This window comes from Rhodoferax sp. MLSD5-FHT05B10, assembly GCF_058793415.1.
Genome location: NZ_JBXAFT010000003.1, coordinates 1 through 13156, shown reverse-complemented (window position 1 = coordinate 13156; position 13156 = coordinate 1). Strand labels below are relative to the sequence as shown.

Annotated in this window: 16 protein-coding genes and 1 pseudogene; 8 read left to right on the top strand and 9 right to left on the bottom strand. The window is 63.1% G+C overall.

Annotation, left to right across the window (positions count from 1 at the left end):
• Positions 1–34: 34 nt before the first annotated feature.
• Positions 35–409, bottom strand: coding sequence for a COG4315 family predicted lipoprotein (locus tag AC1Q5W_RS05110; RefSeq protein WP_492643061.1), 375 nt, complete (start codon positions 407–409; stop codon positions 35–37).
• A gap of 90 nt (positions 410–499) precedes the next feature.
• Positions 500–973: an SsrA-binding protein SmpB gene (gene smpB / locus AC1Q5W_RS05105; protein ID WP_492643060.1), complete on the bottom strand. Its 474-nt coding sequence runs from the start codon at positions 971–973 to the stop codon at positions 500–502.
• A gap of 80 nt (positions 974–1053) precedes the next feature.
• On the opposite strand from smpB, the gene AC1Q5W_RS05100 reads away from it, so the two are divergent.
• Positions 1054–1497 (top strand): type II toxin-antitoxin system RatA family toxin, encoded by a 444-nt coding sequence (locus AC1Q5W_RS05100; RefSeq protein ID WP_492643059.1) that lies wholly within the window; start codon positions 1054–1056, stop codon positions 1495–1497.
• A 1-nt stretch (position 1498) separates the two neighbouring features.
• A complete protein-coding gene (locus tag AC1Q5W_RS05095; protein ID WP_492643058.1) occupies positions 1499–1837 on the top strand; it encodes an RnfH family protein in 339 nt (112 codons plus the stop codon).
• Between the two features lie 27 nt (positions 1838–1864).
• Here AC1Q5W_RS05095 and AC1Q5W_RS05090 read toward each other — a convergent pair whose 3' ends face one another.
• Entirely contained in the window at positions 1865–2383 is a 519-nt protein-coding gene (locus AC1Q5W_RS05090) for a DUF4124 domain-containing protein (RefSeq protein ID WP_492643057.1), read from the bottom strand.
• Between the two features lie 136 nt (positions 2384–2519).
• Between AC1Q5W_RS05090 and guaB the strand changes: the two genes are divergently transcribed.
• From guaB to AC1Q5W_RS05065, 5 genes are all read left to right on the top strand, one after another.
• Positions 2520–3989: an IMP dehydrogenase gene (gene guaB, locus AC1Q5W_RS05085; protein ID WP_492643056.1), complete on the top strand. Its 1470-nt coding sequence runs from the start codon at positions 2520–2522 to the stop codon at positions 3987–3989.
• 11 nt (positions 3990–4000) lie between these two features.
• Complete coding sequence (gene guaA / locus AC1Q5W_RS05080; RefSeq protein ID WP_492643055.1) at positions 4001–5620, top strand: glutamine-hydrolyzing GMP synthase; 1620 nt, start codon at positions 4001–4003, stop codon at positions 5618–5620.
• A gap of 301 nt (positions 5621–5921) precedes the next feature.
• Entirely contained in the window at positions 5922–7178 is a 1257-nt protein-coding gene (locus AC1Q5W_RS05075) for a tyrosine-type recombinase/integrase (RefSeq protein ID WP_021250024.1), read from the top strand.
• Positions 7179–7241: 63 nt separating this feature from the next.
• Positions 7242–7517, top strand: a complete 276-nt coding sequence (locus AC1Q5W_RS05070; protein ID WP_044422174.1) for a hypothetical protein — start codon at positions 7242–7244, stop codon at positions 7515–7517.
• A gap of 3 nt (positions 7518–7520) precedes the next feature.
• Entirely contained in the window at positions 7521–8045 is a 525-nt protein-coding gene (locus tag AC1Q5W_RS05065; RefSeq protein WP_021250025.1) for a helix-turn-helix transcriptional regulator, read from the top strand.
• An 8-nt stretch (positions 8046–8053) separates the two neighbouring features.
• Here AC1Q5W_RS05065 and AC1Q5W_RS05060 read toward each other — a convergent pair whose 3' ends face one another.
• A complete protein-coding gene (locus AC1Q5W_RS05060) occupies positions 8054–8440 on the bottom strand; it encodes a helix-turn-helix transcriptional regulator (RefSeq protein ID WP_021250026.1) in 387 nt (128 codons plus the stop codon).
• Positions 8441–8630: 190 nt separating this feature from the next.
• Between AC1Q5W_RS05060 and AC1Q5W_RS05055 the strand changes: the two genes are divergently transcribed.
• Positions 8631–9587 carry a hypothetical protein gene (locus AC1Q5W_RS05055; protein ID WP_021250027.1) on the top strand — a complete coding sequence of 319 codons (957 nt, stop codon included), beginning with the start codon at positions 8631–8633 and terminating at the stop codon, positions 9585–9587.
• On the opposite strand, the gene AC1Q5W_RS05050 is transcribed toward AC1Q5W_RS05055, so the two are convergent.
• The 5 genes and pseudogenes from AC1Q5W_RS05050 to AC1Q5W_RS05030 all read right to left on the bottom strand — a co-directional run.
• Positions 9576–9833 carry a DUF2274 domain-containing protein gene (locus AC1Q5W_RS05050; protein ID WP_021250028.1) on the bottom strand — a complete coding sequence of 86 codons (258 nt, stop codon included), beginning with the start codon at positions 9831–9833 and terminating at the stop codon, positions 9576–9578. The genes AC1Q5W_RS05055 and AC1Q5W_RS05050 overlap by 12 nt on opposite strands.
• Positions 9830–11098 carry a TraB/TrbI/VirB10 family type IV secretion system protein gene (locus AC1Q5W_RS05045; RefSeq protein WP_021250029.1) on the bottom strand — a complete coding sequence of 423 codons (1269 nt, stop codon included), beginning with the start codon at positions 11096–11098 and terminating at the stop codon, positions 9830–9832. The genes AC1Q5W_RS05050 and AC1Q5W_RS05045 overlap by 4 nt, the downstream gene beginning before the upstream one ends.
• A 2-nt stretch (positions 11099–11100) precedes the next feature.
• On the bottom strand, positions 11101–12093 hold the full coding sequence (gene trbG, locus AC1Q5W_RS05040) for a P-type conjugative transfer protein TrbG (RefSeq protein WP_021250030.1): 993 nt from the start codon (positions 12091–12093) through the stop codon (positions 11101–11103).
• The gene (trbF, locus tag AC1Q5W_RS05035) at positions 12090–12794 is read right to left on the bottom strand and encodes a conjugal transfer protein TrbF (protein WP_005304512.1); all 705 of its coding nucleotides are present in this window, start codon (positions 12792–12794) and stop codon (positions 12090–12092) included. The genes trbG and trbF overlap by 4 nt, the downstream gene beginning before the upstream one ends.
• Positions 12795–12806: 12 nt before the next feature.
• Positions 12807–13156, bottom strand: a pseudogene (locus AC1Q5W_RS05030) (P-type conjugative transfer protein TrbL); the annotation flags it as partial.

Sequence of the window (13156 nt, the reverse complement as noted above, 5' to 3'; positions counted from 1 at the left end):
GCGTGCCTGGCAGTGTGGCTAGGGGGTGGGCGACTCAGGGCTTGGCGGTATGCCAGACGCCGAGAAATCCGTCACCCGTCTTGTCGCCGGGCTTGCTGTCCTTGGACCAGTAGTACAGGGGCTTGCCCTTGGCGGCCCATTGTTTCTTACCGTCGTCACGGGTGATGACGGTGTAGTCGCCGCTGGCCTTGTCGCTGTCCGCTGCCATCAGCGGCGGCCAGTTGGTGGCGCAGCCGCCGTTGCAGGCCGATTTGCCGCTGCCCTGCGTGTCTTTGTCAAAGGTGTACAGCGTCATGCCGTTGGGGCCGGTCAGTACGCCATCCGATGTATGGGTGGGCGCCATCTCAGCCATGGCGGCGCAGCCGCCCAGCAGGGCGAAGGTCAGGGTGGCAATGGAAAGCAGTTTCATGGGATGCTCCGGTAAAAGGTGCGCAGAAATGGCTCTGCAACCGGGTAAACGCTGCCATGTGCCAGTTTATTCCTGGCGGACAAAAAATGTTCAGCGACTGCGGCTTTTCATCACGCGCTCGACCTCGCGCTTGCCTTCGCGGTCTTTGATGGTGTCACGCTTGTCGTGTTCGGCCTTGCCTTTGGCCAGGGCAATCTCGCACTTCACCTTGCCGTCTTTCCAGTGCAGGTTGATGGGCACCAGGGTGTAGCCCTTTTGCTCCACCTTGCCGATCAGGCGCTGGATCTGCTCCTTGTGCATGAGCAGTTTCTTGGTGCGCACGTTGTCCGGATGGACGTGGCTGGAGGCGGTGTGCAGCGGATTGATCTGCAGACCGATGATGAACAATTCCCCATTGCGGATGACCACGTACCCGTCCGTCAGCTGCACCTTGCCTTCGCGCAGGGACTTGACTTCCCATCCCTCCAGAACCAGCCCGGCCTCAAAACGCTCTTCAAAGAAGTAGTTGTAGGCGGCCTTCTTGTTGTCGGCAATGCGGGAATTGGTAACGGGTTTTTTGGCCATGGGACTCAAATGGGGGTGACTGACGGGAAAAGAAGTAGGGCGGTTGGGCTTGTCTACAATCCCGCGCAGACCTCCATTCTATGAAAACCGTTCACAAGTCCGTTTTGATCTGGTACAGCCCGCAGGAAATGTATGTGCTGGTGACCAATGTAGACCAATATCCGCAGTTCTTACCCTGGTGCGACCACGCCAAAGTGGTGGAGCAGGACGCCGCCGGCATGGTCGCCGAGGTGGGGCTGTCTTTTGGCGGTGTGCGCCAGACCTTCACGACCCGCAACGCCCACACGCCGCAAAGCCGGGTGGACATGGCCTTGGTCAAGGGGCCATTTTCGCGTCTGGATGGGCAGTGGAACTTCTATCCGCTGGGCGACGGTTCGCAGCGCGCCTGCAAGGTGGAGCTGACGTTGAACTACGGTTTTGACAATGCCACCCTGGGCAAACTGGTGGGGCCGGTCTTTGACCGGATCGCGGCGAGCCTGGTCGACGCCTTCGTCAAGCGCGCCCAACAGGTTTACGGAGACTGACGTGGCGCTCGCCATCACGCTGGTGTATTCGCCGCGCGCCCGTGAGGTTCGGGAGATGGCACTGACCGTGGAGGATGGCTGCTCCGTAGGGCAGGTCTTGCAGTCCAGCGGTGTGCTGGCCGAGCTGCCGGTGTCGGATCTGCTGGACCTGTCGTGCGGTGTCTGGGGGCGCAAGGTGCCGCCAGACCACCTGGTGCAGGCCAACGACCGGATCGAGCTGTACCGCCCCCTCACGGTGGACCCGAAAGTGGCGCGCCGCGAGCGTTTCGCGCGCCAGGGGGCCAAGAAAGCCGCCGGCCTGTTTGCCAAGCGGCGGGCGGGCGCCAAAGCCGGGTATTGAGGGCCGCCGCGGGGCGGCGCCAGCGGGTTACTTGCAGTCGGTGTCGATAACGCTTTGGATGCGCTTGGCTTCGGCTGCCCGCGCAGCGTCGTCCATGATCTCGCGCTCACCCGCCGCGTTGGTGCGCGAGATCCGGATGCCGGAATCAAAAGTCGTCTTGGCCTGCTTGGCGCGGGCGCAATTTTCAATCTTGGCCTTGGTGATGCGCTCTTCCTCGGCTTTGCGCTTGGCGGCCTCGGCGTCGGCGGTTTGTTTCTTCTTGGCTTCCAGGTCCTTGTCAACACCGGTTGCCTTGCCGCCATTGCCGGCCAGTGGGGCGGCGGCGGGACTGGCCGCGTCGGCAGCGGCCCCGGTGTCCAGAGCGGGCGTTGCGGCCTGCAGCTTGCCGGCAGGGCGTTTCAGGATGTTTTTGTCCAGAATGTCGGCCGGTGGCGCGCGGTCGCTGAACACCTTGTGACCGTCCTTGTCGATCCATTGCCACTGGGCAGATGCCGCAACACAGGCGCTGGCCAGGGTGAAAGTCAGAATTTTCTGGAGAATTTTCATGGCCGAAGTGTAGCGTTCGAAGACCGGGGTAGCCTGACTGGGGAGCGTTCGGTTGCAATTTTTCGGCCCTTTTATCCCAACCGATGCATTTTGACCACGGCCTCCACAGGTACAATTCGCCATTTGGAGCTTTGACATGCGCCTCCTCGGCAAAGCACTCACCTTCGACGACGTCTTGTTGGTGCCCGCGTACTCCCAGGTCCTTCCCAAGGACACTTCCCTCGCCACCCGCTTCTCCCGCAACATTGCCCTGAACCTGCCCCTGGTGTCGGCCGCCATGGATACGGTCACGGAAGCCCGCCTGGCCATCGCCATCGCGCAAGAGGGGGGCATGGGCATCGTGCACAAGAACCTCACAGCCGCCGAGCAGGCCGCCCAGGTGGCGAAAGTCAAGCGCTACGAGTCCGGGGTGCTGCGCGACCCGGTGGTGATTACACCCAACCACACCGTGTGGCAGGTCAAGGAACTGTCCGAGCAGCTGGGCGTGTCCGGCTTTCCGGTGTGCGACGGCGGCAAGGTGGTTGGCATTGTGACCGGGCGCGACCTGCGCTTCGAGACCCGCAACGATCTGCCGGTGAGCAAGATCATGACGCCGCGCGAGAAACTGGTCACCGTGCCCGAAGGCACCACCATCAGCCAGGCCAAGGTGCTGCTGAACCAGTACAAGATCGAGCGTCTGCTGGTCGTCAACGACGCCTTCGAACTCAAGGGCCTGATCACGGTCAAGGACATTACCAAGCAAACCAGTTTCCCCAATGCGGCCCGCGACGCCCAAGGCAAGTTGCGCGTGGGCGCAGCAGTGGGTGTGGGCGAGGGCACGGAAGAGCGGGTGGAAGCCCTGGTGCGCGCCGGCGTCGACGCCATCGTGGTGGATACGGCTCACGGCCATAGCCACGGCGTGATCGAGCGCGTGCGCTGGGTCAAGAAGAACTATCCGCAAGTGGACGTCGTCGGCGGCAATATTGCCACCGGCGCCGCCGCGCTGGCGCTGGCAGAGGCCGGTGCGGACGCAGTCAAGGTCGGCATTGGTCCAGGCAGCATCTGCACCACGCGTATCGTGGCCGGTGTGGGGGTGCCGCAGATCATGGCCATCGACAGTGTGGCTACCGCGCTCAAGGGTACGGACATTCCCCTGATCGCTGACGGCGGTATCCGTTTCAGCGGGGACATTGCGAAGGCTTTGGCCGCAGGCGCCAGCACCGTGATGATGGGCGGCATGTTTGCCGGCACCGAGGAAGCGCCGGGCGAAGTCATCCTGTTCCAGGGCCGCAGCTACAAGAGCTACCGCGGCATGGGCTCCATTGGTGCCATGCAGCAGGGCAGTGCCGACCGTTACTTCCAGGAGTCCAGCACCGGCAACCCGAACGCGGACAAGCTGGTTCCTGAAGGCATTGAAGGCCGTGTGCCCTACAAGGGATCGATGGTCTCCATCGTGTTCCAGATGTCGGGCGGCATCCGGGCCAGCATGGGCTACTGTGGCTGCGCCACGATCGCGGACATGCAGAACAAGGCCGAGTTTGTGGAGATCACGACGGCTGGCATCCGGGAAAGCCACGTGCACGACGTGCAGATCACCAAAGAAGCCCCCAATTACCGCGCCGACTGATCGTTTTTGACATGCAGCACCAGAAAATCCTCATTCTCGACTTCGGTTCCCAGGTTACCCAGCTGATTGCGCGCCGCGTGCGCGAAGCCCATGTGTTCTGTGAAGTGCATCCCTGCGATGTCTCCGATGCCTGGATTCGCGACTATGCCAAGGACGGTCAGCTCAAGGGGGTGATTCTTTCGGGCAGCCACGCCAGCGTGTACGAAGAAAGCACCGACAAGGCACCGCAGGCCGTGTTTGAGCTGGGGGTTCCGGTGCTGGGCATTTGCTATGGCATGCAAACCATGGCGCAGCAGCTGGGCGGTAAGGTGGAAGCCGGGCACACCCGGGAGTTTGGCGCGGCGCAAATCCGCGCACGCGGTCACACCCGCCTGTTTGACGGTATTCAGGACAGCGCCACGGCTGAAGGCCATGGCCTGCTCGATGTCTGGATGAGCCATGGCGACAAGGTGACCGAGATGCCACCGGGCTTCAAGCTCATGGCCTCCAATGACGCTTGCCCGATTGCCGGCATGGCCGACGAGACGCGCCGGTTCTACGCCGTGCAGTTCCACCCCGAGGTGACCCACACCCGGCAGGGGCAGGCGATCCTGAACCGTTTTGTGCTGGATATCTGCGCCACCCGTCCCGACTGGATCATGGGAGACTACATTGCCGAGGCGGTGGAGAAGATCCGTGCCCAGGTCGGGACCGAGGAAGTGATCCTGGGGCTGTCCGGTGGCGTGGATTCGTCGGTGGCGGCTGCCCTGATTCACCGTGCCATTGGCGATCAACTCACCTGTGTGTTTGTGGACCACGGTTTGCTGCGCCTGAACGAAGGCGACATGGTGATGGACATGTTTGCCGGCAAGCTCCACGCCAAAGTCATTCGCGTGGACGCCAGCGAGCTGTTCCTGGGCAAGCTGGCTGGCGTGAGCGAGCCGGAAGCCAAGCGCAAGATCATTGGCGGGCTTTTTGTTGATGTCTTCAAGTCGGAAGCGGCCAAACTCAAGGCGGGCGACGGCGGACACAAGGGCGCATCCTTTTTGGCCCAGGGCACCATCTACCCCGACGTGATCGAGTCCGGTGGAGCCAAGAGCAAGAAAGCGGTCACCATCAAGAGCCACCACAATGTCGGGGGCTTGCCGGAGCAGCTGGGCCTGAAACTTCTAGAGCCGTTGCGCGAACTGTTCAAGGACGAGGTGCGTGAACTCGGTGTGGCCCTGGGCCTGCCGCATGACATGGTGTACCGCCATCCGTTCCCGGGGCCAGGCCTGGGGGTGCGCATCCTGGGCGAGGTGAAGAAGGAGTACGCCGACCTGCTGCGCCGCGCCGATGCCATCTTCATTGAAGAGCTGCGCAACTTCAAGGACGAGGCCACCGGCAAGACGTGGTACGACCTGACCAGCCAGGCCTTTACCGTGTTCCTGCCGGTCAAGAGCGTGGGCGTGATGGGGGATGGCCGCACCTACGATTACGTAGTTGCCCTGCGCGCCGTGCAAACCAGCGACTTCATGACAGCGGACTGGGCTGAACTTCCCTATGCGCTCCTGAAGAAGGTGTCGGGACGCATCATCAACGAGGTGCGCGGCATCAACCGGGTGACTTACGACGTGTCCAGCAAGCCGCCCGCGACCATTGAGTGGGAGTGAAATCAGGTCCTTCAGGGACTATCGCCAACTATCGAAAAACTGCCGTAACGTATTGATCTAGAAAGAAATACGTCGCGGAAGCTATCGGTGGCTATCGCCGGCCAGCAAAACAGGTTGGCGGTAGAACTGACGGTAAGAACTGGAGGTCTGATTAAGACCCTCCCGTTTACTATTGAGACCAAACCGGTCTTTGACGGTAAATGTCTCCTCTGGAAAGCTTGTTTCATGCGGCTTTCCAGGCATCAGCAGGTCTCCTGACCCCTGACGGTAAAAGCCGTCAAGAACAGGAGGAAAAACCTCGATGCTTACCGACACCGCACTGCGTAACTTCAAGCCTAAGTCCCTGACTTACAAGGCTTCCGACCGTGACGGCATGTACGTGACGGTATCGCCCACCGGTACCGTCACCTTCCGCTACGATTACCGTCTCAACGGCCGGCGTGAAACGCTGACCATCGGCCGTTATGGGCCGGCCGGCATCTCACTGGCCTTGGCCCGCGAAAAGCTGCTCGACGCCAAGAGAGCCGTTGCCGAGGGCAGGTCCCCGGCGCACGAGAAGCAGCGCGAGAAGCGCCGGCTGACCGCTGCCAAGAATTTCGGCGACATGACTGCCCGATGGCTTGCCGACGCCAAGATGGCCGACAGCACGCGTGCGATGCGCAAGAGCATCGTTGATCGGGACATCCTGCCGGCGTTCAAGAACCGGCTGCTCAACGAAGTCAGCGCCGACGACCTGCGCGCTTTGTGCAACAAGGTGAAGGCTCGCGGCGCGCCCGCCACAGCCGTCCACGTGCGCGACATCGTGAAGCAGGTCTACGCCTTCGCCATCCTGCACGGCGAGAAGGTCGACAACCCGGCCGATGGCGTGGGCGCGGCTTCGATCGCGACCTTCGTGCCCAAGGATCGAGCGCTGTCACCGATGGAGATCCGTCTGATGTACCGGCAGATGGAATCGGTGGCCACCTATCCGACCATTCGCCTGGCGTTGCGCATGATTCTGTTGACGCTGGTACGCAAGAGCGAATTGATCGAGGCGACATGGGCCGAGCTTGATTTCGAGAACGCGACCTGGACGATCCCAAAATCACGAATGAAGGGTCGCAACCCGCACGTCGTCTATCTGTCCCGCCAGGCTGCGGACATCTTCGTTGCGCTGCACACCTGCGCAGCGGGGTCGAAGTTCGTCCTGCCGTCGCGCTACGATGCCGACCGCTGTATGTCCAAGGCGACGCTCAACCGCGTGACCCAGATCGTGTCCGAGCGCGCCAGAGCTGCCGGTTTGCCGCTAGAACCTTTCACGGTGCACGACCTGCGCCGCACCGGCTCGACGCTGCTCAACGAGGTCGGCTTCAACGGCGACTGGATCGAGAAGTGCCTGGCGCATGAAGACGGCCGTTCCTCGCGCTCGGTCTACAACAAGGCCGAATACGCCGAGCCGCGCCGCCACATGCTGCAGGAGTGGGCCAACATGGTCGATGCCTGGGTGGAGGGTGGCGCATACGCGCCCACGCTGTTGCCGAGCAATACGGTCGTGCCTGTGCTGAGCGCATCGGTCTGAGTCACTTCACGTCAGGTTGTCAGTTGACAACCTGACGATTCATCCCCATACTGGAGACCTTGAATGGCCCGTTCCTCTCATCCAAAGAAGGAGGTCGAAGATGCGCTCAAGCATGCGGAAACGCAGGGCTGGCGCGTCACGGTCGGGGGCAGTCATGCGTGGGGCAAGATTTACTGCCCTTACAACGACGATGAGTGCCGCTGCGGCGAGTTCTGCATTACGAGCGTGTGGAGCACGCCGAAGAACCCTGGCAATCATGCCCGAGCACTGCGGCGGGTCGTGGATAACTGCACGATCCATCAGCAACGAAACGAAGCTGAATCGTCATCTGAGGACTGATCCATGGAATACACCTTCATCCTGAAGTACCAGCTCGCCGAGCACGACAGTGATCCGGATGTGCTGGTCGAGCGTCTCGGCAGTGCCGGCTGTGATGACGCCTTGGTGGGTATCGGGCAGCCGGGTCGCTTGGCGCTTGAGTTCACCCGCGAAGCTGAAAACGCGCAGGCCGCGGTGCGCAGTGCGCTGGCCGACGTGAAGCGTGCTGTCCCCTTGGCGAAGCTCGTGGAGGCGGCACCGGATTTCGTTGGGCTGACCGATGTCGCCGAATTGGTGGGCGTGTCGCGCCAAGCAATGCGTAAGGTGATGCTTTCTCATGCTGCGACTTTTCCAGCACCGGTGCACGAGGGCAGCGCCTCAATCTGGCACTTGGCCGAAGTGCTGGGCTGGCTGGAAGAGAAGGGGGGCTATGCCTTTGAGCGAAAGATGCTGGAGACCGCGCGTGCAGCGTTGGAAGTTAATTTGACCAAGGAAGTTCATCGACTGCCCGTGGCAGCGGCGCGAGAGCTCAAACTGCTGATCGCCTAGCCACATTGCTACGTCGAAGCTACATCGAGCACGGGTCGGCGCTTGCGTAGCCTGACATCAGGTCCGTTGGGCTTGGTGATAGCACCGGACCGAGAGGACTGCTTGCGAGCTTCAATCCAAGCTTCGACTTCCTCCAGATCCCAAACAACGCAGCGCGAGGTCAGATTGAATCGGCGTGGAAACTCGCCACGTTGCTCCATTCCATAGATCGTCGTGTCCGCCAAAGGGACGATCTGGTGCAAATCTTGGCGGCGAATGGTGCGGCGGAACGGGAGGGGAAGTTTGGCCGAAAACTGAGGAAGGTCTTCGTACCCATCCGTACCCGGACGAGGAATGGATGCCTTCGGCGGCAAGGCGGTATCGCCAGCATCGGTGCAATGAACGTGAGCGAGCATGAGGGTTCCTAAGGCGCTGTGTTCGTATGGATCTATGGTGACTATCGTCAGCAATCGGAACAACTCGCTGGGGCGAAGCGGGGAGGGTGCCATCCAACTTGGCTCACAAAATTGACCGTGAATTGTTCTGTCAGAGCAGGGTCGATTAGATAATTTACGAAACAATGTTCATGAGGCCACCTGTACTGTGATGGAGCAACCACTCAGCGCGCCGCTCAATGGGATTGCCATCGAGTTCGGCTACTACCCCAAGCCCTGCGACATCGCGACCGGCCGTTTCTCCGTCCAAACGCTCCCGGACCACGAAAATAGCGTGGCCACCGTTGTCGGGGACCCCAATGCCTTCAAGGACTGGATTTATCCGGGTGCTCAGCAGCAGCGGGACTTCATGAGCGGAAACGTTCGCTCGATGCCGTACAACGCCCGGGTCTTCGGCCTGCCCAAGACCCATGTCCTGACGCTGCATGAAGGCAGGAGCCGAGAAGAGCTCGATTTCGTGGTTTGGTGTTTGTCCTTCTTTTTCGGTATGCGGCTGACGACAACGGAGGCGGGCTTTCTTGATGCGACGCCCATTAAATCTGGGGTGCTTGTTGATTTCGCCCTGGTTCGCTGCACTGTGGCTGACGTCATCGAGTTAGCGCTGGACTACCTGGACTCGGAAGGCGGCGATCCACGTGCGCCCAAGCGCGTTGCGGCTGTCATCCATGCCTTGTTCTTGGCGCAGTATCCGCATAGCCTTCCCTTCGAGCAGTTCCAATACCTTTACATGGCGCTGGACGCCTGCTTCAAGCTCGTCGTAGTCAAGGAGGCGCAAAAGCCTTCTGTGCCACATGCGGGGCGCGTCCAGTGGATGTGCGAAAAATTCGATATGCCCGTACCCGATTGGGCCAAGAGCGACAAGGCGACTCCCTCGTCGCTATCCGTCGTCCGAAACGACACCGTTCATGAAGCCTTGTTCTTCGATGGACCGCTGGGCTTTTCGATCTACGGTGGCAACCAGCCCGCAGCAGATCCGGGCAACACCACACTGCAAATGCAGGCGATGGTGTGCCGGTTGCTGGTGGCAGTTCTTGGAAATCCGGGAATCAGCTACGTGAAGACGCCCGTCGACACTCGGCAGCGACACGCGCTTGAACTAAGGGGGTGAGTTCCGCAGCGGCGGCTTCGGGATAGCAGGGGTCGAGTCTTTCCTGAATCCCCGATCGCCCGCGATGAACGCCTCAAGCATGTGCGGGATCAGTGTCACGGCATCGACCGCCTCGCCATACGCCTGCGCATGCAGCGCCGCGTAGCGGTCAAGGTCGGCTTTCAAGCTGGCCGGGCAGGCAAAGGTCAGTTTGACGCTTTCGGTCTTGGGCAGCGGCCCGAGCCGCAGCTTCTTGGTCGTGCTCATTGCGAAGCTCCCCGATTGAAGAACAGCGGCTGGTACGGCCGCAGCACCAGATCCCGGTTGACGATGATTCGCACGGGCAGGCCAGGCCGCTCGGTCAGCGTCGGCTGGATGTTCATGTTGCGTCGGGTGATCTCCTGGCCGACCTGATTGATGCTGTCCTGGGCGCTGTCACGCCCGGCGATCACGATGCGGTTGCCGTCCTGGCGGTTCTCCGGCGCAGCCAGTTCTGCGCCGACGCCCAGCAGCGTCGTCAGCACCGCACCGGCAAAGATGCGGTTCCAGTGCCAGTCCACGTCGTCCTCCAAGCCCGCGTAGCCGGCCGGGTCGGTGCCCACTAGGTTGTCGAGCGTCAGCGAGGACGTGTCGGGCAAGATGATCCGGTTCCACACCACTTGCACGCGGCTCTGCCCGTAGCTGACCTGACTGTTGTAGCGCCCGAGGATGCGCGACCCCTGTGGGATCAGCAGGAACTTGCCGGTGGCCGTGTCATAGACCGGCTCCGTCACGGTGCCGATCACGTCGCCCGGCAAGTCCGACTTGATGCCTGTCACCAGCGCGCCGGCGATCACCGTTCCGGCCATCACTTGATAAGGGGACGCGGGCAGCGCCAGATTGCCGGAATTGCGGGTTTCCGTAGAACCGGCTTTCAGGAACGCCTCTTTCTGGTCTTGCCGGTTCTGCGCGGCGGTCGGGTCGGCAGGCTGGGCCGCCGTCGAGGCCGGCCCAGCAGCAAGCGGGTCGAAGGCCGCGAGCGTGTTTGCCGCGCCAAGCGCACCCGGCGCTGCCTGCGCTACCGTGGCGGCACCTTGGCCACCCGAGCGGAAGAACATCGACGAAGCCGCCGCCGCATCGGCCTCCTTGCGCAAAGCATCTTCGGGGTTGTGGCCCGGCGGCGCATACGCCGGCGTCACCGGCTGCTGCGAGTTCACAATGGCCGGGCCGAGATCACCCGGCAGCGGCGGCCCCAGCTCGGGCACTTTCGGCGGCAGCTTCGAGTAGTCGGCCGGCAGGCCATCCAGTCCTTCGGACTTTGAGACGCGATCGACGTTGTAAAGCTCGGTCTGCTCGTTGGTACCACGCCGCTGCGGTTGCAGCGACCAGATCGTGGCCCCGAGCACGGCGACCGACAGGCCGCCGACGAGGATGGCCAGCGTGCGCCGGTTCAAGCGCGTGACCGGGCGCGGCTGGGCGCGCAGCGCCACCGCCTCGGGCGCCATCTTGCCCGCCTGTGGCGTGGCAAGGTCGGGAGCGTCGTCTTGGCTCATGGTCAGTTCCTCCGCGCAACGCCGTCCGTGCGCTCAATTCGCACCACGTCGCCCTTGTCTCCGCCCAGGCGGAGTTCGGCGGCGCCAAACAGCCGATCCACGATGTAGTACGGTGAGCGGAAGCGATAGTTGACCAGTTGCCCGTCGCCTTCCGGCCCGATCACGAACAGCGGCGGCAGCTCGCCTTGCGCGATGCCGGCGGGGAACTGGATATAGACTTTCTGCCCGTCGTCGAACGCGCGCAGCGGCTTCCACGGCGGGTTGCTACCGCTGATCGCGTAGCGGAAGCGCAGGTTCTCCAACGACAGCCCGGTATCGACCGGCGCGGCAGCGCTGGCCGCCTGCGCCTGGCGCTGCAAAGCCAGCATCCGGTCGCGCGGGTACTCCCAGGACACCGACGCCATCCACGTCTTTTCCGTCGAAGCCAGCTCCAGCAGGTACGTCCTGCGGCTGGTGGTGATGACGAGATTGGTCTTCAGGCCCGAGCGGATCGGCTTGACCAAGACATTCACGCGCAGCTCGACACCGCTGCCGCTGGACGTGTCGCCCACGATCCAGCGCACGGTATCGCCAGCGGCTACGGTCACCAGCTCCTCGCCCGGCTGGAGAGAAACCACGGTCACGCGGCCCACGGCCGCATAGACCTGATAGAGCGCGCCATCCGTGAAGGGCCATACCTGAATCGCGTTGACGTAGCCCTCTCGCGTGGGCGCAACACGCGCCTCGGCATTGGCGCGCGAGACGCGCACCTTCTCATCGGCTGGTTCTGGCACGGGCTTGGCGTCCTCGGCTTCGGGCTCTGGCTTCAACTGCGCTGGCATCGGCAGCACCTCGGGCACGGCCACCACCTCCACCGGCGCAGGTGGCTCGGGCAATGGCTGGGCCTGCACCGGCTCATCGAGCGAGATGGTCGGCGGCGGTTTGCCCTGCGTGGCGCAGCCCGCGAGGGCAAGCAGGATCACCGGCAAAGCGGTTTTACGGAAAAGATCATTCATGGCTTGGCTCCTTCGGAAGAATCCAGTTCGCGGCTCCACGACAGGCCGTTGACGTAGATGCCCAGGGGGTTCTTGCGCAGGCGTTCTTCGGTGCGCGGCGGCTGAAGCACGATGGACACCACTGCCGTCCACCGCTCCAAGCCCGCCGCGGCGCCGTTGACGTAGCGGCGTTCCGTCCAGCGCACGTTGAAAGACGTGTCGCTGGCGCGCACGACGCTGGTGATCTGCACCGTCACCGACTCCTTGCCGATGCGCGCGAACGGGTCGTTGACCCGTGCGTAGTCGTTGAGCACGGCCGCGCCCTTGTCGGTCGTGTAGTCGTAGGCGTCGAGCCAGTTCTGCCGCACCACGATGGGGTCGATGGACAGCGAGCGCACCAGCGTCACGAAGCGCGCGATGTGGTGCGCGGTCTGCGCATCGTTGGGCCGGTATGGCGTGGCCGCTTCGCCCACGGCGCGCACCTGGCCCGCGTTGTCCACCTCTACGACGTAGGGCGTCACGATGGACTGTGCCGAGCGCCACACCAGGCCGCCGGCCATCAGCAGCGCGAGCGTCAGGCAGCCGAAGGCCATCAGGCGCCAGTTCTTCGCCTGCACGCGCGGCGAGCCGATGCGCTCGTCCCACACCTGGCCGGCAGCTTGGTACGGCGTGGCAGGCTGCGGCGTGTCGGCGTAGCGCACCTGCGGTTTCTTGAATCGCATGGTCGGTTCTCCTTATGAATCGGAATCGCGCAGGCTCGGCCCCTGGCCGGAGCCGCCGCCATCGCCACCGCGCAGCGCGTGGGCGGTGGTGGTCGCGGCATGGGTGAGTTGCTGGCGACGATGCAGGCGCTTGGCCCAAGCGGGCTGTTCCTGCGTCTGCGCGGTAGCGGCGCCGGATGCGGCCTCGCCTGCGGCGCCCTGACCGGATGCCGCGCCCGCGCCGCCATCGGCGGCAGCGCCATTCCAGCCAGCGCGGAAGGGAGCGACCATGCGTTGCCCGGCAGCGGAGGCGCGGGATGCAGCCGCGCGTCCGGTGGACTGCGCGCCGGTCTTGGCGACGTTGCCTAGGCCCGCCATCGCGC